This window comes from Anaerocolumna xylanovorans DSM 12503 (genome assembly GCF_900143645.1).
Classification (GTDB): domain Bacteria; phylum Bacillota; class Clostridia; order Lachnospirales; family Lachnospiraceae; genus Anaerocolumna; species Anaerocolumna xylanovorans.
Window position 1 is genome coordinate 251860 of sequence record NZ_FRFD01000008.1, and the last position, 24010, is coordinate 275869.

22 protein-coding genes are annotated in these 24010 nt (G+C 39.8%); 10 read left to right on the forward strand and 12 right to left on the reverse strand.

Annotation, left to right across the window (positions count from 1 at the left end):
* Positions 1 to 58 precede the first annotated feature (58 nt).
* Both BUF11_RS14695 and BUF11_RS14700 read right to left on the reverse strand, forming a co-directional pair.
* Positions 59 to 994 carry a M14 family metallopeptidase gene (locus BUF11_RS14695; protein ID WP_073589598.1) on the reverse strand — a complete coding sequence of 312 codons (936 nt, stop codon included), beginning with the start codon at positions 992 to 994 and terminating at the stop codon, positions 59 to 61.
* Positions 991 to 1935, reverse strand: a complete 945-nt coding sequence (locus tag BUF11_RS14700) for a M14 family metallopeptidase (RefSeq protein ID WP_073589599.1) — start codon at positions 1933 to 1935, stop codon at positions 991 to 993. The genes BUF11_RS14695 and BUF11_RS14700 overlap by 4 nt, the downstream gene beginning before the upstream one ends.
* 172 nt (positions 1936 to 2107) lie before the next feature.
* On the opposite strand from BUF11_RS14700, the gene BUF11_RS24075 reads away from it, so the two are divergent.
* A complete protein-coding gene (locus tag BUF11_RS24075; RefSeq protein WP_139243419.1) occupies positions 2108 to 2320 on the forward strand; it encodes a hypothetical protein in 213 nt (70 codons plus the stop codon).
* A 108-nt stretch (positions 2321 to 2428) separates the two neighbouring features.
* Here the strand turns inward: BUF11_RS24075 and BUF11_RS14710 are convergent, their stop codons facing one another.
* From BUF11_RS14710 to BUF11_RS14720, 3 genes are read right to left on the reverse strand one after another with little or no spacing between them, the layout of a single operon-like run.
* On the reverse strand, positions 2429 to 3331 hold the full coding sequence (locus tag BUF11_RS14710; protein WP_073589601.1) for a LysR family transcriptional regulator: 903 nt from the start codon (positions 3329 to 3331) through the stop codon (positions 2429 to 2431).
* A gap of 17 nt (positions 3332 to 3348) precedes the next feature.
* On the reverse strand, positions 3349 to 3717 hold the full coding sequence (locus BUF11_RS14715) for a VOC family protein (RefSeq protein ID WP_073589602.1): 369 nt from the start codon (positions 3715 to 3717) through the stop codon (positions 3349 to 3351).
* Entirely contained in the window at positions 3714 to 4457 is a 744-nt protein-coding gene (locus tag BUF11_RS14720) for an MBL fold metallo-hydrolase (protein ID WP_073589603.1), read from the reverse strand. Before BUF11_RS14720 ends, BUF11_RS14715 begins: the two co-directional genes overlap by 4 nt.
* A gap of 299 nt (positions 4458 to 4756) precedes the next feature.
* Here BUF11_RS14720 and BUF11_RS14725 point away from each other — a divergent pair, with 299 nt between their 5' ends.
* Positions 4757 to 4972, forward strand: a complete 216-nt coding sequence (locus BUF11_RS14725) for a hypothetical protein (RefSeq protein ID WP_073589604.1) — start codon at positions 4757 to 4759, stop codon at positions 4970 to 4972.
* Between the two features lie 39 nt (positions 4973 to 5011).
* Here the strand turns inward: BUF11_RS14725 and BUF11_RS14730 are convergent, their stop codons facing one another.
* Entirely contained in the window at positions 5012 to 5386 is a 375-nt protein-coding gene (locus BUF11_RS14730) for a helix-turn-helix domain-containing protein (protein WP_073589605.1), read from the reverse strand.
* A 157-nt stretch (positions 5387 to 5543) separates the two neighbouring features.
* Positions 5544 to 5918, reverse strand: a complete 375-nt coding sequence (locus BUF11_RS14735; RefSeq protein ID WP_073589606.1) for a helix-turn-helix domain-containing protein — start codon at positions 5916 to 5918, stop codon at positions 5544 to 5546.
* 396 nt (positions 5919 to 6314) lie between these two features.
* On the opposite strand from BUF11_RS14735, the gene BUF11_RS14740 reads away from it, so the two are divergent.
* From BUF11_RS14740 to BUF11_RS14755, 4 genes are all read left to right on the forward strand, one after another.
* The gene (locus tag BUF11_RS14740; RefSeq protein WP_073589607.1) at positions 6315 to 6830 is read left to right on the forward strand and encodes a ferritin; all 516 of its coding nucleotides are present in this window, start codon (positions 6315 to 6317) and stop codon (positions 6828 to 6830) included.
* Between the two features lie 464 nt (positions 6831 to 7294).
* The gene (locus tag BUF11_RS14745) at positions 7295 to 8617 is read left to right on the forward strand and encodes a discoidin domain-containing protein (protein ID WP_073589608.1); all 1323 of its coding nucleotides are present in this window, start codon (positions 7295 to 7297) and stop codon (positions 8615 to 8617) included.
* A gap of 225 nt (positions 8618 to 8842) precedes the next feature.
* On the forward strand, positions 8843 to 9865 hold the full coding sequence (locus BUF11_RS14750) for a nucleotidyltransferase domain-containing protein (RefSeq protein ID WP_073589609.1): 1023 nt from the start codon (positions 8843 to 8845) through the stop codon (positions 9863 to 9865).
* Positions 9862 to 10632 carry a nucleotidyltransferase domain-containing protein gene (locus BUF11_RS14755; RefSeq protein ID WP_073589610.1) on the forward strand — a complete coding sequence of 257 codons (771 nt, stop codon included), beginning with the start codon at positions 9862 to 9864 and terminating at the stop codon, positions 10630 to 10632. Before BUF11_RS14750 ends, BUF11_RS14755 begins: the two co-directional genes overlap by 4 nt.
* A 50-nt stretch (positions 10633 to 10682) precedes the next feature.
* Here BUF11_RS14755 and BUF11_RS14760 read toward each other — a convergent pair whose 3' ends face one another.
* A complete protein-coding gene (locus tag BUF11_RS14760) occupies positions 10683 to 12041 on the reverse strand; it encodes an MATE family efflux transporter (RefSeq protein ID WP_073589611.1) in 1359 nt (452 codons plus the stop codon).
* 735 nt (positions 12042 to 12776) lie between these two features.
* Here BUF11_RS14760 and BUF11_RS14765 point away from each other — a divergent pair.
* Positions 12777 to 14990 carry a glycosyl hydrolase family 18 protein gene (locus BUF11_RS14765; protein ID WP_084558676.1) on the forward strand — a complete coding sequence of 738 codons (2214 nt, stop codon included), beginning with the start codon at positions 12777 to 12779 and terminating at the stop codon, positions 14988 to 14990.
* A 133-nt stretch (positions 14991 to 15123) separates the two neighbouring features.
* Positions 15124 to 16779: a chitinase gene (locus BUF11_RS14780; protein WP_073589612.1), complete on the forward strand. Its 1656-nt coding sequence runs from the start codon at positions 15124 to 15126 to the stop codon at positions 16777 to 16779.
* 107 nt (positions 16780 to 16886) lie between these two features.
* On the opposite strand, the gene BUF11_RS14785 is transcribed toward BUF11_RS14780, so the two are convergent.
* The 4 genes from BUF11_RS14785 to BUF11_RS14800 all read right to left on the reverse strand — a co-directional run bounded on the left by BUF11_RS14785 (position 16887) and on the right by BUF11_RS14800 (position 22011).
* On the reverse strand, positions 16887 to 18494 hold the full coding sequence (locus tag BUF11_RS14785) for a trypsin-like peptidase domain-containing protein (protein ID WP_073589613.1): 1608 nt from the start codon (positions 18492 to 18494) through the stop codon (positions 16887 to 16889).
* Positions 18495 to 18534: 40 nt separating this feature from the next.
* On the reverse strand, positions 18535 to 18852 hold the full coding sequence (locus BUF11_RS14790; protein WP_073589614.1) for a hypothetical protein: 318 nt from the start codon (positions 18850 to 18852) through the stop codon (positions 18535 to 18537).
* A gap of 35 nt (positions 18853 to 18887) precedes the next feature.
* Positions 18888 to 19934, reverse strand: coding sequence for a calcium/proton exchanger (gene cax / locus BUF11_RS14795; protein WP_073589615.1), 1047 nt, complete (start codon positions 19932 to 19934; stop codon positions 18888 to 18890).
* Between the two features lie 244 nt (positions 19935 to 20178).
* Positions 20179 to 22011, reverse strand: a complete 1833-nt coding sequence (locus tag BUF11_RS14800) for an amino acid permease (protein WP_073589616.1) — start codon at positions 22009 to 22011, stop codon at positions 20179 to 20181.
* Positions 22012 to 22435: 424 nt separating this feature from the next.
* Between BUF11_RS14800 and BUF11_RS14805 the strand changes: the two genes are divergently transcribed.
* Positions 22436 to 23218 (forward strand): flagellar motor protein, encoded by a 783-nt coding sequence (locus tag BUF11_RS14805; RefSeq protein ID WP_073589617.1) that lies wholly within the window; start codon positions 22436 to 22438, stop codon positions 23216 to 23218.
* A complete protein-coding gene (locus BUF11_RS14810) occupies positions 23181 to 24005 on the forward strand; it encodes an OmpA family protein (protein ID WP_073589618.1) in 825 nt (274 codons plus the stop codon). Before BUF11_RS14805 ends, BUF11_RS14810 begins: the two co-directional genes overlap by 38 nt.
* The last annotated feature ends 5 nt before the right edge of the window (positions 24006 to 24010 follow it).

Sequence of the window (24010 nt, forward strand, 5' to 3'; positions counted from 1 at the left end):
TAATACTTTTTCTATATAAGTCAAGTTATATCCGCCGTTTTAAGATAAACTTAAGCCTTTATTCATGAAGTCTGCGAATAAGTTTATATACCGTACAGTTTTCAATTACCAGAGGTTTTCTGTGGGCGAAAAAAATAATGCCGTCACTGGGAGCAATGATTTGTGATATTACCTCCCCTTCAATAGGATCCACGACCTCCGCTAAAAGATCTCCGAAGTAGACCTCTTCGCCCGGTTCTTTAAAACGCCTGTAGATACCGGATACGTCAGCACGGATGGACATTAAGCTTTCCTCTTCCAGAGTAGTTGCAATAAAACCGTTGTGACAGTTATACCTGATAATACCCATTCTTGTAAGAAAACGAAGCACGGAAGAGACAGCCTGGTTAGCGGATCTTTCGTCAATATGGTCGGTAGCAGAAGTATATACGCTAAAAGCATTGGTTCCGTTCATCTGCCAGTTATAGTTTAAGGTTGCCGTATCGATAGGGCGGGGCTTTCTGGTAACTACGTAAGGCAGGCCGAAGAGATTGGCAAGGCTGGTATTTTGATAGCCTGTCTCCATCATTCTGACATGGGGAATAAAATCCCCGGGCGTATGAAAGCTTGCAAACTGAATACCATAATTATAACCCTTCACTGCCTGGAAAATACCGTCAGCAATTCTTTTTGTGGTCTCTCCCTCTGCCTCTCCCGGAAACATACGGTTAATATCCGTATTGTCCATAGCCCAGAAGCGTTTTTCCACATTGATAGAGGAATGATTGATAGAAGGAATTACCATAATCTCATTATTGGCTATAATATTTCCTGTCTTCTCAAGCCTTCCAAGAGTCTTTACAATCTGAGAGCAGATATAGAGCTGCTGAACCTCATTACCTCTGGTAGGACCTACAATGCAGGCGGATTTTTCGCCTTTTCCGAAATGGTATGCAGAAATTTTCATATCTCCGCGAAAAGGAGATGTAAGTGAATATACCGTATCCTTTATCATGAAAAATCACCTCCCAGAATCCGGACGATTAAAGAGCCTTCATTAACCACAGGATATTCTCTTAAGGTAAATACCATGCCGCCGCAGGGAGCCAGAATATGCTGGTTGATTTCTCCGGTCAGGCTGTTTACAATATCACCGATTACCTCACCCTCTTTTATTCCCATCCAATGTTCTACCGCCGGAAGAAAGATACCGGAAGCATTGGCATGGACCATAGTAACCTCACTCTGTCCTTCGGAGGATATAATAGGAGTTTTGGGTGTGATAACTTCACCGTCCCACATGCCAAGCTCCTTTAACAGACAGAAGATACCCTCTGTAATCTGGTCTCCGAACTGATTGGTAATACGCATGCCGGTACCCATTTCCACTGCTATGGTAGGAACGCCGCTGGAATTAAGTGCATGGGTAAGAGTCGCATTCTGTACAGTAGCAGAAGGATGCACCCATACAAAGTCAAGGTTTAACAGCTTGGCATAGGGCAGGAGCATCTTAGCATTTTCTTCAATCATACGAACCTGCGGGATTTCGCGCAGGAATATATTGGAGGAGTGAAGGTCTACACAAAGTTCGGCTCCCAGTATATCTTCTACTATTGCCTGTGCGGCATTTTCAGCCATATCACCGTTTTTATTTCCCGGAAAGCATCTGTTTAAATCAAGGTCAAAGGCTGGGATACCTCTGGTGAGAGATTCAATTCCTAAAGGGTTAAGACAGGGATATATATCAATAATTCCATGGAGGAGATGCAGATTTGTCTGAATCCGGCGAATTATTTCGTAGCAGATATATTGACCCTCCAGCTCATCGCCGTGGATACCTGATACGATGCAGATACGCTTTTCATTGCCGGTTTTATTAAGGGGTTCAAGACGGTTTTTCCATATATGCATGCTCTCTAATACCGGAAGGTCAATAGAAAATACCGATTTAATCAAAGAACCACATCCTTTCAGTATTTTTCAATTATGTTTTTATTTTTCACCTTATGATACCATTTTTCGCGGTGAAAAACAAGAAAGCAAATGTTTTTCCGTGATATATCGTAGAATTTTCGGAGATACTAAGTTTGCGGCAAGCAGACAAAGCGAAACAGAAAGGAAGTATCCTATGGAAAAAAATACTGCGAAGAAAAACAATGTAAAGGTGACTTCATGGGAAGAACCAAAAGGAACGGAAGATAAAGATAATCAGACCAGGGACATTAAGGTAGGCTCTGCCATGGTGCATAAGGCAGCTTATGAGCCGCAGTCAGAGTGTAATCCGGATAACGGTGCCTTCTTTGAAGAGCGAAGCAATCCCTTAAGCAGCAAAGGAAATTGAACGAGGAAAATATAGAGCAGGTCTTAAGTAATATGCTCCTCTTGCGGCAAAATATTAAAAAAGTTGCTGCAAGGGGAGCATGTTTTAGTGATAAATATCCCATAGCATCTATGAAAGGCTATCTGATTGGCAGGTAAGCTGTTCGATAAGATACCTGGCTGCATTTGAAAGCGGAATGTTTTCATTATAGGCAGCTACCAGTCTTCTGCCCGGCAGAGTTTCGATTAATTCAATCGGTTCCAGATGGTTTAAAGCATCCTTTTTATAACAAAAATCCGGAATAAAGGCAATACCGAGACCAATTTTCGCAAGATCAATCAGCAAATCATTGCTGCTTAGCTCTACGGCAGGAACCAAATCCAAAGAATGCTGCTGGAACAGGTTATGGAGAAATTCACTGGTAGTAGAGTGTTTCGTAAGCATAAGAATAGGATATGCAAGCAGCTCTTCTAAAGAAAGAGGTTCCTCTTTTACGGCAAAGAATTCTTTGTTTACGATAAAAATATCGTTAAATTCCAGAACAGTTTCAATGTGCATACTGTTTATAAGAGAAGAATTCGGAGAATTGGTGACAACAATATCTACTTCGTTGTTTTCTAACATCTTGGCACACTGAAAGGAAGTACCATTCGTTACCTTAATGTGTATTTTGGGATATTTCCGGTGAAAATCCTCCAAAAACGGAACCAGATAATAGCGGCATATGGTATCACTGGCACCTAAACGAAGTTGGCTCTCACCCTGGGAGGAAGCTTCTAAAAGCTGGTTTTCACCTCTGCTGATGAGATTAATAGCCGGCTCTATATGCTTAAATAACAGCTCGCCTTCCTTGGTGAGAGAAACCTTTTTGGTACTTCTAAGAAAAAGAGTCTGGTTTAAGTTGCCCTCCAGGACTTTAATGGACTGGCTTACGGCAGACTGGGATATATAGAGGGAAGCGGCAGCTTCGGAGAAGCTTAATGTCTTTGCTACATAATAAAATACCTTATACAGCTCATAATTGATATCCATGAAATACCTCCTGAAAACTATTTTGCCGGAATTACCTCCAGCCAGTAACCGTCCGGGTCATTAATAAAATAAATGCCCATGGCAGGGTTTTCATAACAAATACAGCCCATTTCCTTGTGCTTTTTATAGGCAGCATTATAATCATCCGTAACAAAAGCTAAGTGAAATTCATTGTCTCCCAAATCATAAGGGTGGTCCCAGTCACTAAGCCAGGTAAGCTCCAGTAAATGTGAGGTCTCCTTATCTCCGAGATAAACGATGATAAAACTGCCGTCCTCCGGCTCGATACGGCGGGTTTCTGTTAAACCTAAAGCTTTCTCATAAAACTGAATGGATTTATTAAGATCAAGTACATTAATATTATTGTGAGCAAATTTGAATTTCATAGCAAAGTCCTTTCTGCTTCCGTAATATGGAAGGTCTGGCCCTCCTCTGTAATCTCTATAATCTTATCTTTATAAGAAAGAGCTTCATCGGAAGTCTTAAATTTTTCTATTACACTGTAGTCTTTCCAAAAGTGCATCGGAAAAGCATAAGAAGTATTGGTATTTTTCATAAAGAAATCAAAGCCAAGAGAATAAAGCTCCTCCTGCCTTGGGTCCAGTACAAGGAAAGCAATCTCTATATTTCTGCCGTTAAGCTTTAAAATCTCTTCTTTGAAATTTTTAGTCATATTCTGGTAATCGGCGTTTGTATCTTCTTTCCATACCCACCAATTCAAATCACCGGCATGATAGAGAGTATGTCCGGCTTCATTTATAAAAAATGCTACACCCTTATCTGTTGAACGAAAGGTTTCAAGAGTAAGGGAGGAGGATAAAGTAAGGGATTCGTTTTTACCGATAGTAATTATATGATTTTTGGCATTTTCATAAGCATCAGGGTCAGAAAAAAAAGATTTTCTTACGTGGATATCTTTGGATAAAATATATGTTATTTGTGGATAGTCATTTAATAATTTAAAAATATCGTGGTTAAAATGATCCTGGTGGGAATGGCTGGATAATACAAAAAGGTGTTTTTCTTTCGGAAAACTGGGGATATTACCTTTATAATAGTCAAAGAGAAACACAGATTGTTCCGTTTCCACGCTAAAACAACTGTGGTGAATATATGTGATAAGCATAAACACCTCCTGTTTTTATTACAATAATAAGTACATTCTAACTCAAATAAAAACATTTGTACAGACTTAGGAAATAAATTAAAAGCTGCATCACGGTGCTGCTGTAAATTTGTGTAGATATTTAGTGAAAACACTTGAAAAAAAAGAAAAATATGTATATTATATAATATATAAGACTTGCTTGGGAAGCAAATTAAAAATAACGGATTTTACTAATTTAATATCGTTGTTCGACAGTATTTACAGGGGTTTTGGGGATGTAAGGGGGACATAAAATACGGTTGGAGGAGGATAAGACAATGGAAGCGAAAGGTAACAAGCTTTACAAGAGTAGGTATAGTAATCCGGTTAATGTAGGTGAGTGCTCAAAACTAAGGTATTTTTATATTGAAAAGAAGCGGCAAGAGCTTCATAAGCTGTTGAATTTTTATGGAGGTTCGGTAAATCATACAGAAATACTTGAGCTGGCAAGGGAATTTGATGATGCATTTATAGAATTATATCAAAGCAAATAAATAAAAAATCAGGTGCTTTCCTGCCGGGAGGCACCTGATTTAATTCTTATTGGCAGAAGAACTTTTTTGATACAGCTGTATCATCTGGCCCTTTATAAAATCCCTCTGCTCATCATTTAAACGTCTATAGTAGCTGATAGCATTCCATTCATCCTTACTTAAAGCTTTATCAGAATGATAGGCACCACCTTCTTTAATAGTATCCTTAGATACATCCAGGTTGTCGTTCATAAGGTAATCAACCGTAACGTCAAAATAAGAAGCCAGATTTATAAAGATATCGGGACTGGGGGTACTGATATTGCGTTCATAATTGGACATAGTAGATTTGCTGACTCCAAGCATTTCGGCTAATTGGCTCTGAGTCAGGGATTTTGCAAGTCGCAGACTTTTAATTTTTTTGCCAATATCCATGTAATCACCTCTGGTATAAATAGTAGCATAAATATGATTTTTTAAAATAGTATTCTATTAATACTGGAAATAATCCTAGAATATTTGACAAAGTAATAGAAAAAAACGATACAAATAAATAAAACCAGGTATTTTCCGGTAAAGGAGGATACCTGATTTAATTCTTGTTTGCGGATGTACTTTTTTGATACAGTTGTATCATCTGACCCTTTACAAAATCCTTCTGCTCATCGCTTAGACGCCTGTAATAACTGACAGCGTTCCACTCATCTTTACTTAAAGCTTTATTAACGTGATAGGCAGCCTCTTCTTTAATAATATCTCTGGGAATATCCGGTTTATCATTAAGAAAATAATCAACCGAAACATCAAAGTAAGAAGCGAGGCTTATAAAGATATCAGGGCTGGGGGTGGTGATATTTCTCTCATAATTAGACATGGTGGACTTGCTGACCCCAAGCATTTTAGCTAACTCACGTTGGGTAAGGAGTTTCCCAAGGCGCAGATTTTTAATTTTTTTGCCGATATCCATATAATCACCTCTTCCATAAATAGTAGCATAAATAAAGAATTTGAAAATGGTATTCCATGATTACTGGAAATAGTTTAAAAATAATTGACAAAGTAGTAAATAATTGTTATAATTTAGCTACAGCAAGTCGAAATGCTGCTAACATATATTTTTAATAAAGCATAAGGCAGATGAAACTCTGCAACCCCTCTGTAGGGTTGATACTGTTTTATGCTTTATTAAAAGGATATGGCAGATAACATATATAAGAGGTATAAATAAATTTTAAAAGTCCTTCTTTATTGCATTTTCAATTGAAGAAAAATATGGTATAATCAGATTGTGTACAACCTTTGAAATATTTCATAAGAAGTTTGTATATAATTTAAAAGAATACAATAGAGAGGATGAAAGCATATGTTAAACCCGGAAGTATCAAAGCTATTAAACGAACAGGTGAACAAAGAATTTTACTCTGCTTATCTTTATATGGATATGGCAAATTACTATGCGGACCAGAGCCTGAACGGTTTTGAGCATTGGTTTATCGTTCAGATGCAGGAAGAAAGGGATCATGCCCTGTTATTCCGTCAGTACTTATTGAATAACGGTGAACAGGTTGTTTTGACGCAAATTGCAGGTCCGGAGAGTGGTTACAAGAACTTTAAGGAGCCTTTAACAAAGGCATTGGAACATGAGCAATTTGTAACTGCATCTATTAATACTATATATGAAGCGGCTTATAAGAATAAGGATTTCCGCACCATGCAGTTCCTTGACTGGTTTATTAAGGAGCAGGGCGAGGAAGAAAAGAATGCCGATGATAATATCAAAAGATATGATTTATTCGCCGGAGACCCGAAAGGGCTCTATATGCTGGATAATGAATTCAAAGCAAGAGTGTATACCGCACCTTCCCTGGTTCTGGATTAATTATTTGATTTAAGTTGGGAAGAATAAAAATAATATGGACCGGTCTTTCACTGAATAATTGTGGAAGACCGGTTTTTTTGCGTTATATGGATACTGAATCGTATAAATTTATAGCCGTTTCTAGAATTTATACATTATTTCTATGATTATTCAAGTTTCCAATTTATTACCAACATGTTATTGTCTTATTATGGAAATAAGGTTCGTGCATATTAAGTCAAATTTATTTTTTCTTTTGGGACATGTATTAAGAGTATGATCGGTGTAATTTATTTGAAATAGGCAGACTGTGTCAAGATTATCACAGGGCTGCAGAAGAAGCTGAAACATTGGGGTAAGAAACGGAAGCTTTGAAAATGGAGGTGGTGGGGTTATGAGGGTAAAGAAATGATTTAAAACTTTTTTGAACAGGAGTCTGAAAGCTCCAAAAATTCTTTCAAAATTAAGGATGGAGGTATTTGTTTATGAGAAGAAAGATACTAAGTGCATTCATTTCTTTATGCATGGTTTTTAGCATGGTTACTTTATTTGGCGTATCACCTGTTATAGCTGCTGACGAACCGGTTTCGGCCATTTTTGGCGGGGGACCCTTCTACCAGGGCGGACAGTCGGTTATGAATGATCTGAAAGCTTCAGGCTTCAATACCGTAATGATATGGGCCGTACATGTCAATGCCAATGGGGATCTGGTATTGAACGACTCTTTAGTTTGCTCCGGCGGCGCATATGTGGGCAAGGCAGAATGGAAGACACAGTGGGCTACGCTAAAGCAGGCTCCAACTTCCGTAAAACGCATTGAGGTTAGTATAGGAGCCTGGGGCTGTAAAGATTTCGAAAATATCAGAGACCTGATAAAAGCTCAAGGTACCGGTTCCGACTCAATTCTTTATAAGAATTTTAAAGCACTGAAAGAGGCAACCGGTGCAGATGCTGTAAACTATGATGATGAATCCTGCTATGACGTGGCATCAGCCGTAAGCTTTGGCCAAATGTGTAATCAAATAGGGTATAAGAATGTTACGCTGTGCCCGTATACAAACAGCAGTTTCTGGAGCAGCGTTAAGACAAAACTCGGAAGCCTGGTTGACAGGGTATACCTTCAGTGCTATGCCGGAGGTTCAGGAAATGACCCGGCATCATGGAGCAGAACCATGGGAATAAAGGTTATTCCGGGATTATGGTGCCTGAACAGTTCCTCAGGAGGTGACTCGGCAAGTACAGTTAAGAGCAGGCTGACAAACTGGAAGGATTCATCGGCTGGAGGCTTCATGTGGCTGTATGATGATATGATGAAACTGTCAAGTCCCAATTCAACTGCAGATTATGCAAACGCTATAAACTCTGCTTTTGGTACAGTGACACCCCCGCCTACAGGAACAAATATTGCTCTTAACAAAACAGCTGCTGCAAACCAGTATGTAACAGGAGAAACGCCTGCTAAGGCAGTGGATGGTTCTGTAAGCAATAACAGCAAATGGTGCTCTACTTCCACAGGAGATAAATGGCTTAAAGTAGACCTGGGACAAAATTATAACATAAGCAGGTGGGTTGTAAAGCATGCCGGTGCAGGCGGTGAAACCTCTTCCTGGAATACGAAGAATTTTAAACTGCAAAAAAGTACGGATGGTACGAACTGGGTAGATGTAGATACTGTTACCAATAATACCGCCAATATAACCGACCGTACTGTAACTGCCTTTAATACCAGATATGTAAGGCTTTATATTACCACACCTACCCAAAACACCGATAATGCTGCAAGAATTTATGAGCTTGAGCTTTATTAATAAGCCAAAAGGCACTATGTAATAGGATTTACCAGGCTGGAAGTATTGCTAATAAATTGGCCCCTTAAAGCAGAATGGAATTACACTCCATTCTGCCTTAAAGGGGCTTTTTACTTTTAATCACAAATTTCAATACAAGCCTGTTATTAATTTTTTTATATGCTATGATTATAACATTACCAGGGAGAATGGAATAATAAAACAGACTATGGAGGAGAAGCATATATGGATTTCAAGCAAATATTAAAGAAAGAAGAATATAACTTCATTCATACCAATCCTCATCTGGGGCAAAATGTAATTCTGCTTGGATTAGGCGGCAGCTATTCCTATGGAACCAATAATGATAGCAGTGATTTGGACATCAGAGGGATAACCATGAATAGAAAATCGGATTTTCTGGGATTAACTGAATTTGAGCAGTATGTGGATGATAAAACCGATACCGTAATATATTCCTTTAATAAGATGGTAAAGCTTCTTCTGGAATGTAATCCAAATACCTGTGAAATTCTTGGTATGAGACCGGAATATTATTTGTATTTATCGGATATTGGGCAGGAATTGCTGAATAACAGAAGTATATTTTTATCGAAACGTGCGGCGCGTTCTTTCGGGGGATATGCCGATGCACAGCTGCGAAGACTGCAGAATGCCCTGGCAAGGGATTCATTTCCCCAAAGTGAAAAAGAGAAACATATTTTTAACTCGGTAAGGAATGCTCTGGAAGATTTTGAAAGGCAGCGCGGGAACTTTGATAACGGTTCCATCCGGCTTTACATTGATAAATCTGGAAATCCGGAGTTTGAAACAGAAATTTTTGTTGATGCCAATTACACCCACTATCCATTAAGAGATTATGAGAATATGTGGTCAGTTATGCATAATGTCGTGCGTGACTATGATAAAATCGGCAAGAGGAATCATAAAAAAGATGATACTCATCTTAATAAACACGCAATGCATCTGATACGGCTATTTATGATGGCAATTGACATTCTGGAAAAAGGGGAAATAATCACTTACCGTGAAAAAGAACATGATCTTTTGCTTGCCATTCGTGGCGGAGAGTACCAGCAGGAAGACGGGACGTTTAGCGATGAATTTTATAAGTTATTAGCAGATTATGAGAAAAAGCTGGATTACGCCACCACCCATACGTCTTTACCAGATAATCCGGATATGGAAAAGGTTGAGGCATTTGTAGAAAGAATAAATGAAAGGGTAATAACGGGTGATATACGATGACGGAGATAACGAAGATAATTGATGAGAAGTTAAATGAAATTGAAGAGAAAGAAAAAGTAAAAATTCTGCATGCGGTAGAATCCGGAAGCCGGGCATGGGGATTTGCTTCACCGGACAGTGACTATGATGTCCGCTTTATTTATGTCCGCAAGATGGAAGATTATCTTAGATTGAAGGAAGAGAGGGATGTAATTGAATGGCAATTGGATGAAACCCTTGATATCAATGGCTGGGATTTAAAGAAAGCATTGCAGCACTTTCATAAATCCAATGCTACCTTATTTGAATGGAGTAACTCTCCAATCGTATACCGCACAACAAAAGAGTGGCAGGATATCTATAGGACAGCAAGTGATTATTTCTCCATAAAATCAGCCATGTATCATTATTATGGTACAGCAAATGGAAATTTTCTGGAATATTTACAGGAGGATGAAGTGAAGTATAAAAAGTATTTTTATGTAATACGTCCTCTTCTTGCCTGCAGGTATATCAAAGAAAAGGCAGCTCCGCCGCCGGTGTTGTTTGAGGAATTAATGAAACTGGAACTGCCGGATGAAATTAGGTGTGAGATTCAAAAATTACTGGCAGTAAAGGTAAATACACCGGAAGCAGGTAAAGGTCAAAGAATTGATATATTGAATCATTATATTGAAAAGGAACTTTCTACCTATAAGGAAAACGTAAATCTGATGGCGGACGACAGAAAAGCAGAATGGGATGTACTAAACGAACTGTTTCTTAGAATGTTACGTTTAGAAGCATAATGCAGGACTTATCACTGCCGCTTCGTCCAATAAAATATTCAGTCCCATTCTTAGTGAATATCCGATTTCCATTTTACCCTTAGAATCAGCAGAGTTATAAGTAATGCCGCCATGTAATTGGAGAAAAGGTTTCCCCAGAATACAGAGTAGTAGCTTAGATAGCGCTCTGTTGCAAGGATGAAGAGATAACGCAGAAGCCATACACGGAGCAAACTTATGACTAAAGTTATCTTTGTCTTACCAAGGCCGATAAAGGCACCCTGTTCGACCATACATACGCCAAAGCCTACTACGGAATAGGTATAGATATGGAGGGCTCTGTTGGCAATGGAAAGTACCTCCGGCTCTCTTGTAAACAGCACAGTTATATAAGAGGAAAGGGGGACAATTACCGCAATCAGAATAATAGCTGTGATTGCGCTGGTAATGCAGCCAACCAGACAGGAAAACTTTGCTCTTTTACTCTGACCTGCTCCAACGTTCATACTCACCATGGTAGTAACCGCAGAACCAAAGGAGGAAGGAAGGATAAAGCAGACCGAGGTTATATTGTTGGCAATACCCTGGCCGTTAAGTACAATTGCACCATACTTCTCCACTTCATTATTGATTAAGAAGAATCCAAGGTTTAACATCAGGCTCGAGAGCATTGAGGGAAAGCCGATATGTAAAAGCTGCTTTATGATATCACGGTCAAAATGAAAGCCTTTAAATTCCAGTCTGTCTCCGGTCTTTTTTAAGAACAGCTCATAGAACATCCAGAAAGTAATAAGGATATTGGATGCCAGGGAAGCCATAACGGAGCCGACAAGTCCCATAGAGAGAAAGCCAACAAAGACGGTGTTAAACATTATCTTAAGAACCAGCATAATAATCATTCGGATAAAGGAATCCTCAGGCTTACCGCTTGCGTTTTTAATTGCATTATAGATGGATTCCAGAAAAGAGAAAGGTATTACGAGCGCATTTAGTGAAATATATAAGAACACATTATGTGCAATGTCACCATCTACATGAGCCGATATGGGAAAAGCAAGACCGACCAGGAGCGGAGCTAAGATAAAACCTAATATGAAAGCAAATACAACCAATTGAATTGTGATACGCCTGCTGCCTTTGAAATCACCGCGGCCATTGGATTGTCCGATGATAGCCATTCCTGCAACGCTTAGTCCCTGAGACAGGGCGGAAGTCATATTTACTATTGGGGTACAATAAGTAACTGCGCTGGCGGCATTAGTGCCTGCTAAGTTATTCAGGAATAATCCGTCAATAACAGGTATCATAGACTGCACAATACCCATCATCAGTGCCGGAACGGATAGCATAAGAATGGTTGGAAGGACATTGCCGTGTAATATAAGCTCCCGGCGCTGTTCCATATTTTGACTAAGAAACTTGAACTTCATTATAGATCACCTGCAATTTATTCTCACGGAAATGATAGTGACCGTGCAAAGCATCATTATACGCCTTTTATATTGACAGGTCAAGGGCATTACTATACCAATTGCTTTTAAATAAATTTGATTTTGATTTTTACTATTTATAGGAATAGGTGTAAAAAATTATAAAATGACAATAAATAGACAAAAACAACAAAAATATACAAATACAATTTGACAAAATTATACTATAATGTAAATAATTCAGAGATATTTTTTATAATACTTTCTTGGACCGGCAGCAATTATTATATTTCTTAACCTTGTTGATAAGACAGATCCTTAAGAGAGAACAGTGCGTGTATAGAGGGACTCTCATTAAACGGATATATGGTTAATTATTATAGGATACTTGGCTGCAGGTTATCTTTGTTTCCTGCTTGTAAAGATTCTATTTGTATTCAGATTCTACCCAAAGGCAAACTACTGGCAAACCTGTGATATGCATGGGGAGTAGTATATTCGTATCGGCTTACCTGACATTTAATAACAGCCAATACCTGATTAAGAAAGGGGGGAGAGTAACCTGGAATAAAAACCAGGTCTTATCAGGATGTTATTATCTGCCATGATGAGTATATATTATAGGAACAGAATGCGTTCCTGTAATAGGGATGTACGGCGGTAAAAGCACCGCCTTTTATCAGAAATTTGAGAAGCGGTTTCTGATAAGTATATTACAAGAAGGGGGTTTATTTTATGAAGCGTATTAAAAAAATAATAGGGGTACTATTGTCACTTGCCTTACTGGTAACAATGATACCTGCAGGAACAGGGGCTGTAAAGGCTGCCACGGGAAAGAACATTATTGTTTATTTTCCAAATTGGGGAATTTATAACAGTGCCCACCGCACTATGACCGTTGGCATGATTCCATGGAACAAAGTCACGGTTATTAACCATGCCTTTTTTGAGGTCGATTCTTCCTTTAAGCTGGCATCCATAGATACCTTTGCTGATTTTGATAAAATGATGGACCATTCGGAAGGATGGGACGCCAATCAGCTAAGAGGACATTTCGGAGAGTATAAATATTATAAAAATCTCTATCCGAATGTAAAAGTAATCTTATCTGTCGGAGGTTGGACAAGGGGTCAGAATTTCCACGCAATGGCAGCCACTGCTTCCAACAGAGCAGTATTTATCCAGAGTGTCATTGATTTCTTAAAAAAATATCCGTTTATTGACGGTGTTGACCTGGATTGGGAATATCCCGGCATTAACAGGGCAGCAGATCCGAATGACCAGTATGACAGGGGATGCCCTGGAGGACCGGAGGATAAGCAGAATTTCACTTCCCTGTTACGTGAAATCCGCCAGGCATATAATAACAATGGTTTAAGCAATAAAATATTGACAATAGCGGCTCCTTCCGGCTATGACAAGCTTGAATTGCAGGAACCGGATGTATATGCCCAGTATCTGGACTGGTTAAATGTTATGACTTATGATATGCATGGAGCATGGGAAAACACAACGAACCATCAGTCTCCTCTTTATGCAAATCCTAATGATCCTTCCGGTACATCACCTGTTGATATTAAGAACAGGTATAACACGGATTCTGCTATGAAGACATTGCAGAATGTTTATAAAATACCTGCCGAGAAGCTTTTAGTAGGTTCACCTTATTATTCCAGAGGCTGGAAAGGTGTTACGGGCGGAGTAAACGGTATGTATGCAACAGCAACCGGAGCAGCAACCGGCAGCTGGGACAATCCGCAGTCCCCGGGCGGCCAATATCCTTATTTCACCTTAAAGACCATGGAAAACCAGGGTGGTTATGTGAAATACAGGGATGATACCTATGCCAAGACACCCTGGTTATATAATGCATCCCAGGGAATTGTTTTAAGCTATGAGGATTCTACTTCCTTAACAGCAAGATGTGATTATATTAACAGCAATGGCTATGGCGGCCTGATTGTATGGGAAATCTCCGGAGATACCACTGATTTTGAATTGACCACCCTGGCTTATCAAAAGCTGGTTGGTAACACCCAGACAGTGGCAACACCGGTATTTAACCCGGCATCAGGTACTTATACCAGTACACAGACTGTAAGTATCAGCTGTGCAACAGCCGGAGCAGAAGTCCGCTATACAGTGGATGGTACAGAGCCTACCGCCTCTTCTGCTCTGTATGCATCACCTCTTACGGTAAGTGCAACAACTACTGTAAAGGCAAGGGCATTTAAGGCTGGTATGAATAATTCAACAACAGCAACGGCCGTTTATACGATAGGTTCCAGCCCTGTTATGACACCGGTATTCAGTCCGGCAGCAGGTACTTATACCAGTACACAGACCGTAAGTATCAGTTCTGCAACCGCGGGAGCAGAAATCCGCTATACATTGGATGGTTCAGAACCTACGGCTGCTTCTGCGCTGTATTCATCACCTCTTACGATAAGTGCCACAACAACCGTAAAGGCAAAAGCTTTCAAGACTGGTATGAGCAGTTCATCAACCGTGACAGCTGTCTATACGATAAATCCTAATCCTATACAGACAGTGGCAGATCCGGTATTCAGTCCGGCGGAAGGTACTTATACAAGTGCACAGACAGTAACAATTAACTGTGCAACAGCCGGAGCAGAAATCCGCTATACATTGAATGGTACAGAGCCTACGGCTTCTTCAGCTCTTTATTCAGCACCTTTAACCGTAAGTGCAACAACTACGATAAAGGCAAAAGCATTTAAGAGCGGTTATACCAGCTCAGCTACTATTTCCAAGACTTATACGATCAAAGACTCCAACCAGCCGGCAGCATGGGCACCGGGAACAGCTTATAAAACCGGAGATCTGGTAACATATGAGGGAAAGACCTATAAATGTGTACAGGGTCATACAGCATTAGCAGGATGGACCCCTGCTGCCGTACCGGCATTATGGAGTTTAGTACAATAGATAAAGCCAGGAATATTAAATCAAAGTTTGATATTCACGAAAGGAGTTAAGTTGAAAAAACAAAAAAATATTTTTTCAACTACCAATTATCGAATATTCAATCTCTGATTGAATATTCAGGAAAGAGGTTAATATGAATAAAAAGAAGCTGACAAAGGCAACAGCATTTATTATCATGTTTGTAATGGTATTTTCCATGTCATTCCATGCAAGCGTGAAGGCCGCTTATCCGGCATGGCAGGCAGGAACTGCTTATAAAACCGGTGATATTGTTTCCTATGGAGACAGCAACTACAAATGTGTTCAGGGGCATACGGCACTTACAGGCTGGGAGCCGCCGGTAGTTCCTGCTCTCTGGTCATTATACAGCGGCGGAAGTACCCAGACAGTGGCTACACCGGTAATCAGCCCTGCAGGAGGTACCTACAGCGCCTCACAGACTGTGACAATTGCCTGCTCCACTGCCGGGAGTACTATCCGCTACACCTTAAACGGTGATGAACCTTCAGCTTCCTCTACGGAATATAAAGGTGCTATTACAATAGCAGCAACTACCACAGTGAAAGCGAAGGCGTTCCTTTCCGGTATGAATGATTCTCAAACAGCTACAGCCGTTTATACCATAATTAAAGATGATACGGTTGCATCTCCTGTATTTACACCGGCAGAAGGAACCTACTATGGAAATGTGGATGTAACACTTAAGTGTGTAACAAGTAACGCAACGATTTATTATACCACAGACGGTTCTGCGCCTACAGCAAGCTCTAAGGTATATTCCGGAGTAATAACCTTAACAGCTACCACTACAATCAAAGCATTTGCAAAAGCACCTAATTTGAAGGATTCAGCAGTTGTAACAGCATCCTATACAATATCGAAGGATAATACAAATCTTCCGACTCATATTCTGACGGGTTACTGGCAGAACTTTGATAATGGTGCGAAGTGCTTAAAAATCAGTGATGTTCCGCAGACTTATAATATTATAGCAATAGCCTTTGCAGAGGCAACCGCCAATCAGGGAGAAGTTACCTTTAAACTGGATTCCAGTTTGGCTTCCAAGCTGGGCGGTTACACGGAACAGCAGTTTATCAGTGATATTGCAGCAGCTAAAGCAAAGAAACAGAAGGTAATAATTTCAGTAGGCGGTGAGACCGGTTCTGTTAGTGTAAGCAACGCGACTGCAGCTACGAATTTTGCCAACAGTGTATATGCACTCATGGTAAAATACGGATTTGATGGCGTGGATATTGACTTAGAGAACGGTATTAATGCAACCTATATGACCTCTGCTCTGCGTCAGCTTTCTCAAAAGGCAGGTTCCGGATTGATAATTACAATGGCTCCCCAGACCCTTGATATGCAGTCTGTTAATTCAGGATATTTCCAGGTTGCTTTAAATATCAAGGATATCCTGACCGTTGTAAACACCCAGTATTATAATTCCGGCAGTATGTTAGGACAGGATGGAAAGGTATATTCCCAGGGTTCTGTGGACTTTATAACTGCTTTGGCAGCTATTCAGCTGGAAAATGGCCTTCGTCCTGATCAGGTTGGTCTTGGACTGCCTGCTTCTACAAGGGGAGCAGGAAGCGGTTATGTTTCTCCAAGCGTTGTTAATGCAGCTCTTGATTGTCTCACAACCGGTACAGGCGGTGGTTCCTATAAACCGCCCAGAACATATCCTTCACTGCGTGGTGCAATGACCTGGTCAATTAATTGGGATGCCAGCAATAATTATGATTTTGCCAATACTGTCAGTGCAAAATTAAAAACTCTTCCGTAAATAAAAATAAGCCAGGTTATTGCTTATAAACTAAGAAGCTGTTGCAGCACAGTCCTTATAGAATCAGATATTCCTATAGGGGCTGTGCACAACAGCTTCTTTAAATATTAATATACGTTGTAATAGATAAAATAGGGCAGAGGAGCGTAGACTTTACCCTCAACGGCGGATACCTGTATGTAATAGGTACCGGCTGGTAAATCAGCAAATACATTTAAGAATCCGTCATCGTCATCATCTGTATACTCATACAGGATAGGTTTATTGTTGGAATCTGCTATACTTAGATGCAAACCACTTAAATCTGAGGAATAGGAAGTTGCCGTAGCTGCCAGGACACTGATACGGGAATACTTATCAAGGGTAATCCGGTAAGAATCAAGTCCGGTGGGATTTACACCGGGATTTGCAGAAGGATCAACGCTTCCCGTAATATAATATCCGGCAGGTACATCCTGTGCTGTGGAAATATTCCCACTTTTTGCGGTGTCTTCCTTTATTGTAATCTTAGAGTAGTCCGTGTCGGTATTTTCGTTGTTATTGCTGCTGCTGACAGGAATCGGTTCCAAAGTACTTATGCTGTATACTTGCGTAATATTAAGTGCAAAATTAAGGTTTTGTCCTTCCGAATATTGCATGGTATTAATACCAATAACCTCACCATAAATATTTAAGAGAGGGCCGCCGCTGTTGCCGGAGGAAAGGGCGGTATCGGTTTGTATGTATTCTACGTTATCGGATATTCTGGAAGCATTTGATATAATGCCTTTGCTGAAAGTATTGCCAAGGCCTAAAGGACTTCCGATAGCGTAAGCGGTGTCACCTGTTTTGGGAGCAAATTTACTAATGGTAAGAGGTGTGCCGACACCGGGAAGGCTTAGAAGAGCCAAATCCAAATCTTCATCGTATCCAAGAATTGTGTCAATCTTATATTCTTTTCCGTTGTTAAGAGCTACTGCTATAGAGGTAGCATCTTTTATAACGTGGTAGTTTGTGGCGATAACGCCCTTTTCAATAAAGAAACCGGTACCAAGTCCGATATCTGTGGTTATCTGTACAACGGAAGGAGAGCATTTTTCGGCAATCTTGGAAGTTTCCGGCGCTACACTACGGGCATCAGTTCCAACGGTGACTTTAATTGTTGCCTTATCCGTACCGGTTTTGGTTTTTACGGTTATAGTTGTGGAACCTTTCTTCTTGGGGAGGAGGTAGAGCTTTAAGTTGTCTTCCTTTTCTGCCCATTCACCCCATCTGCAGGAAACTATTCCGTTATCGGCGATGGTGTAAAGGACAGTATCTTCTTTGGTAGAGTTTTTCAATGTTATTGTTACATAGCTTTCCTGATTCAAGGTTATAGCAGAGATATTGGATGAAAGTCTTGATACTTTATTCTTTACAGTTATTTTACAGGTGTATTTTTTCTTATTAACAGTGGCCGTTATGGTAGCACTTCCTGCTTTTATACCGGTAACAACACCCTTACCTGACACACTGGCGATTTTGGGGGAACTGGAAGTCCAACTAACTTTTGAGGAAGTTCCGGTAATTTTTAGTGCGACGGTCTTTCCTGTATATACCGTTGCTTTTGTAGTATTTAATTTTACTGTGGCTGCCGTGGCATAGCTGACGGCGGGTACAATAGGGATTGCAACCGGTGACAGGGCAAGAGTGGCCGCTGTTATCAGCGCAAGCGCTGCTTTTTTTATCTGCTTCATAGTTTGTCTCCTTCAGTAAGTGTAGGATTTTAGAATGGTTTTATTTATTTTGCTGAATGTATTCCAAAATATGATGAAAGCTTTGCAGCATGGAATTAAAATCCGGCTCCTCCAGAATTTGGCGGGTACCTGCATATTCACAAAGGAAGCTCGTAAAAGCCACAAAGTGTATATACTGCTTTAGCAGTTCGAATTGTGCTGAATCCAGATAACCCCTTACGATATTATAATTAAAGTTAGTAATTGTAAAAAGTGTATCAGGAGAAGTCTTGTCTAAGAGCTTTATCAGTTCGTTAAGCTTGTTTTCTGCAAAGAGTTCTTTAAAATCCGTATTAAGATTGTGCATTTCTTCTGTCATAAATAGAAATCCTTTCATGGAATATAGGTTTTGTTTTATCCGATGATAAAAAATCCGGCTGCTGCTATACCGTAGATAGAGATTAGCTTAAGACCTTCCATCCAGTTAGACCTTCCGGATTTTACCACCTGATTGGCAATAAGCACGCTGGAAAATAATAAGAAGAGTTCAACAGGCTTTAAAACAATACTCATTGGTGAAAAGAATAAGCTTACGAGAACGGATATCGGAATTACAAAAAGGGCAATCTGAAGACTGGAACCTACAGCAATTTCAATTGCGATATCCATCTTATTTTTCAGTGCCATGATAATGGCTGTGCTGTGTTCCGCTGCATTTCCCACAATAGGAATAAGTATAATTCCCACAAACATCTGTGACATTCCGGCAGAGGAGGTCATTGGTTTAATAGTGTCAACTAAAAGCTCTGATTCGTAAGCAATAAAAACAGTGCAGACTGCAAGGATGACAGTACTTAATTTTAAACTCCATTTGGAATCAATATCCTCTGCATGTTCTACTCCGTAAAGATCATTCTGGGTTCTAAAGGAATAAATCATACCAAGGATATAAATACACAGCATAACAACACTGGCTATGATGCTTAAATTTTCATATTTGGAAGAAACCAGATCTTCTGCAACATGATATGTAAAAACGGCAGGTACGGAAAGTCCAATTACAGCAAAGAGCAGCATGGTAGCTGTAAAACTTCCCAGCTGTGAATCATACTTTAATTCCTTGTACTTTAATCCGCCGGCAAAAATGCTGCAGCCAAGCACCAGAAGAATATTACCCAGAATAGAGCCTACGAGGGAAGCCTTTACCACATCATATAAGCCGGCTTTTATTGCAAAAAAACTGATAATCAGCTCTGTGGCATTACCGAAAGTTGCATTGAGAAAGCCTCCGAGTTTGGGTCCTGTATAAGCGGCAATTTCTTCTGTAGCACTACCCAAGTAGCCTGCCAAGGGTATAATAGCAAAACATACCAGAAAAAAAGTAATTGTTGAATTCCATTTCAAATAATAGCCAGCAATGGAAAGAGGAATACAAAGTAAGAGAAATCTTAAGTATTTCATGTTTTTATTCCCATCTTACTGCAAATTACTGCAGCGTTGCCATAAAATTAAGAGCGAAAGAGTTATGTGGCGTTCCTTCCTGTTTTTTATTTCTTTGCTCTAAGTACTAATTTAAACTGATTATACTCCAGTACTTTTAGAAAATCAATGAGGCAATGGGAATTATACACAGCAAAATGACTGATTCATTTCAAGCTAATAAAAGAAGCCCTAAGGCTATCTCCTTTAGGGCTTCTTTTATTGTTTAATCGTTTAATTGAAGGGGCATAACTGCTACAACAATATGCTTGTGTTTTAATAATTTACGTTCAATGAATTTTCCTGTCTGGTTGTGCAGAAGTCTCTGCCACCAGCGCTTCACAACAAATTGGGGAAGAATAACGGTAATGATATCGCCCTTTTTGTATTCATATTCGGCAGACTCTATAAATTCCAGCAGAGGTTCAACGACCTTACGGTAAGGGTTGTATTTAATAATCAACGGGATATCGGTACCAAGTTCTTTGTATTTATCCTTTACCTTAGAAGCGCTTTCTTCATCCGTTGCAACGCAGAAAGCAGTTACATTTTCTGAAATGGTTTTTCCATATTTTAGTGCACGGATACTGGATTTATTTACGCTGGAAAGAGGAACGATAACACGGTTGGTATACTTCTGGGTACAAATATCTGCCTGCTCTAAGGTTTTATTGGTTACCTTTAACTGTTTACGTATAGTTTCATAATGCTTCTTAACATGGAACATCAATACAATTAGTACCGGAATAAGTACAATTACAATCCAGGCACCCTGTTCGAATTTTGTAAAACCAATAATAACTACAGCAACAGAGGTTACCAATGCACCCAAACCATTGACAAATGCTTTGGGAATCCAATTTTTACCCTTGGTTCTAAGCCACAGCCTTAACATACCGGTCTGGGACAGGGTAAAGGATATGAATACTCCGATAGCATAGAGGCCGATAAGTGAAGTGACATCAGCCCTGAATAGTATAATCAAAGCACTTGCTACACCGGAAAGAAGTAAGATACCGTTGGAATAGCTTAATCTGTCCCCTTTCATACTTAGCTGTCTGGGAACATATCCTTCCCTTGCCATAACTGCAAGAAGAAGAGGGAAACCGGAATAGGCAGTATTAGCAGCCATAATTAAAATTACAAAGGTGGTAATAGTTACATAATAAAACATAAAACTATGACCGAATACCTCCTCTGCAATGAGTACAAGCATGGCTCTTTCACCGGGAACAACATGGTACATATTAGCAAGAAAGGATGTTCCGCCAAAAAGTACCAGTATAATAATAGATAATAACAGTAATACGGTTTTGGCGTATTTTGTTGCAGGCGATTTGAAATTTGGCACCGCATTGCTGACAGCTTCCACACCGGTTAAAGCAGTACATCCGCTTGAAAATGCACGCAGTAAAAGGATAAGGGTTATCGGTTTGCCAAGAGATTGAACTGTGGGTTCGGGAGCTACATATCCGCCTTTTATTTTGGCAAAGCCGCAAATAAGCAGCAGTAAAAGTGCAAGCATAAAGGCATAAGCAGGAAGGCCGAATATCTTGGAAGCTTCTCTGATACCTCTTAGGTTTCCTATCATAAGAAAGAGAACCATTGCAATACAGATTATTACAGTATATGGTTCAAAGGCAGTAAAAGCAGAAGTAATCTGTTCAACACCGGAAGAAACACTAACAGCGACAGTCAGAATATAGTCGATACAAAGGGCTGCACCGGCCGTTACACCGGCCTTGGTTCCAAGGTTCTCCTTAGCAACGATATATGCACCACCGCCATTAGGATAATGCTCAATGGTTTGACGATAGGATAGTGTCAAAATCATCAAAAGTAATATAATGGCCCCGGAGATTAAGGACAGCTGGTCATAAGCTAATATACCCACTATCGGAAGCATTACAATAAGCATTTCCTGGCCAGCATAGGCTACGGATGATATCGCATCACTGGCTAAAATAGGAAGACCCCACAGTATACCATATTTCTGAGCATCGGATTCTTCGTTTCTAAGGGGCTTACCTATCAGCACCCTTTTTAAATTGTCATACATCAATCTCACCTTTTCTTACACGCATAATTTTTTGATTTTTCCCGTTATCTATCATGAAAGACTTCCGGAGAAAATCTCAATCAGCATATACCTTTTCCTAATATTTATCAAGCGGAAAATTTTATTTTAATGTATTTTTAATTTAAACTTGATAAAAGTCAGAAATGCTTTAAAAACGCATATAGTCAATTAATCCTAATAAATCCTGAAATGCGGCAGAAATCAAGGAAATGGCTGATATTTCAAGGACTTGTGATTAAAAATTAGCTTGACAAAGAGACTCGATTTACGGTATATTTTGTATAAAAAAGGTGGTGCAATAACCTTTTATTTTATCGGTGAAAGAGTCCGTTGGAATGGTGAAGGATAAGTAAGGTCTTGGACAAAAGAAATACATCAAAAGGATAGAGAAGGAGTCGAAACAATGGATTTAGGTATGATAATTAGTATGATTTTTGCTTTTGCCATGTTGATAATGGCATTTATTCTGGATAAGGGGCATCTGGGTGCATTACTTGAACCCACTGCCGCAATGATTGTTATCGGAGGTACCGTTGGTGTTGTGGGTATGTCTTTTCCTATGTCAGTGCTAAAGAATCTGCCGAAGGTTTTGGGCATAGCTTTCCGTAATCATAAGGAGGACAGGCAGGAAATCATACAGGTCTTTTATAAAATAGCAAATCTTGCCAGAACCAATGGATTGTTATCCTTGGAGACCGAATTACAGGGTAATGATTATGATCCTTTTATTAAGGACGGGCTTCAGCTCGTTATGGATGGAACCGATCCGGAGATTATTAAGAAGATTCTGGAAACGAAGCTTGATAATATGGAGTACCGCCACTCCAAGGGAATAGCAGTGTTTGAAGCTGCCGGCGGTTATGCTCCTACTCTGGGTATTATCGGTACTGTTATGGGTCTTGTACATGTACTTGGTAATCTAAGCGGCGGTGATACGGGAGCTCTTGCAGGGTCTATTGCTGTAGCTTTCATCGCTACGCTTTATGGTATTGGTACCGCGAATTTATTATGGCTTCCCATTGCTAATAAATTGAAGGAATTGGATACAGATGAATTGGTAACAAAAAACATGATGATGGACGGTATACTGATGATACAGGAAGGCGGAAATCCGGCATTAATTGTAGAAAGGCTTAAGGGATACTTGGATGATGAAAAAAAAGGAGAAGAAATCAGAGAACAGTGAAAGATGGCTTTTTACATATTCCGACATGATAACGCTGTTAATGATTTTCTTCATTATGCTATACTCAATCAGTAATGTGAATCAGCAAAAATATGATGAATTAGCAGCATCTCTTAGCAGTGCTTTCGGAGCTGGTGATAATGCACAGGGAGGTTCTATCATTCCCAAAGGAAGCGGTATTTTAAACGGCGGAAAAGAAGCTTTGAATCAGGGAAATTATAATGGAAAGGGTAACGCTTCAGGCCAGGGAGACGGTACCGGTGAGGATATAGAAAACATTACTGAGGTCAGCAAGGAGGAATTCATTCAGTTGAAAGACTGGCTCTATGATGCCATCGGAAACGGGGAATTTAAAGACAATCTGGATATCAGTGTCCAGGAGAGCGGTATTGTCATAACATTATCTAATGATATTCTATTTGACAGTGGTCAGGCAGAGATCAAGGATGACATGAAAAAAAATCTGGATGTTATTGCAAAGCTTTTAAAGCAGGTGGACAATAAGATAGAGATAGCCGGACATACGGATAATGTACCGATAAACAGAGGAGTATTTACTTCTAACTGGCAGCTTTCGGTGCAAAGAGCCGCTAATGTTGTAGAGTATCTGGCAGATGAATATGGTATTGCACCTAAAAGACTTAAGGCAAGCGGATATGGTGAATATGATCCTGTTGCTTCCAACAGTACGGAAAAAGGAAAAGAAAAGAACAGGCGTATCAGCATAACGATATTATTTAATAATAGCGGCGTAAGTGATGATGACAACGCAGGTGACAGCAATTAAATTGG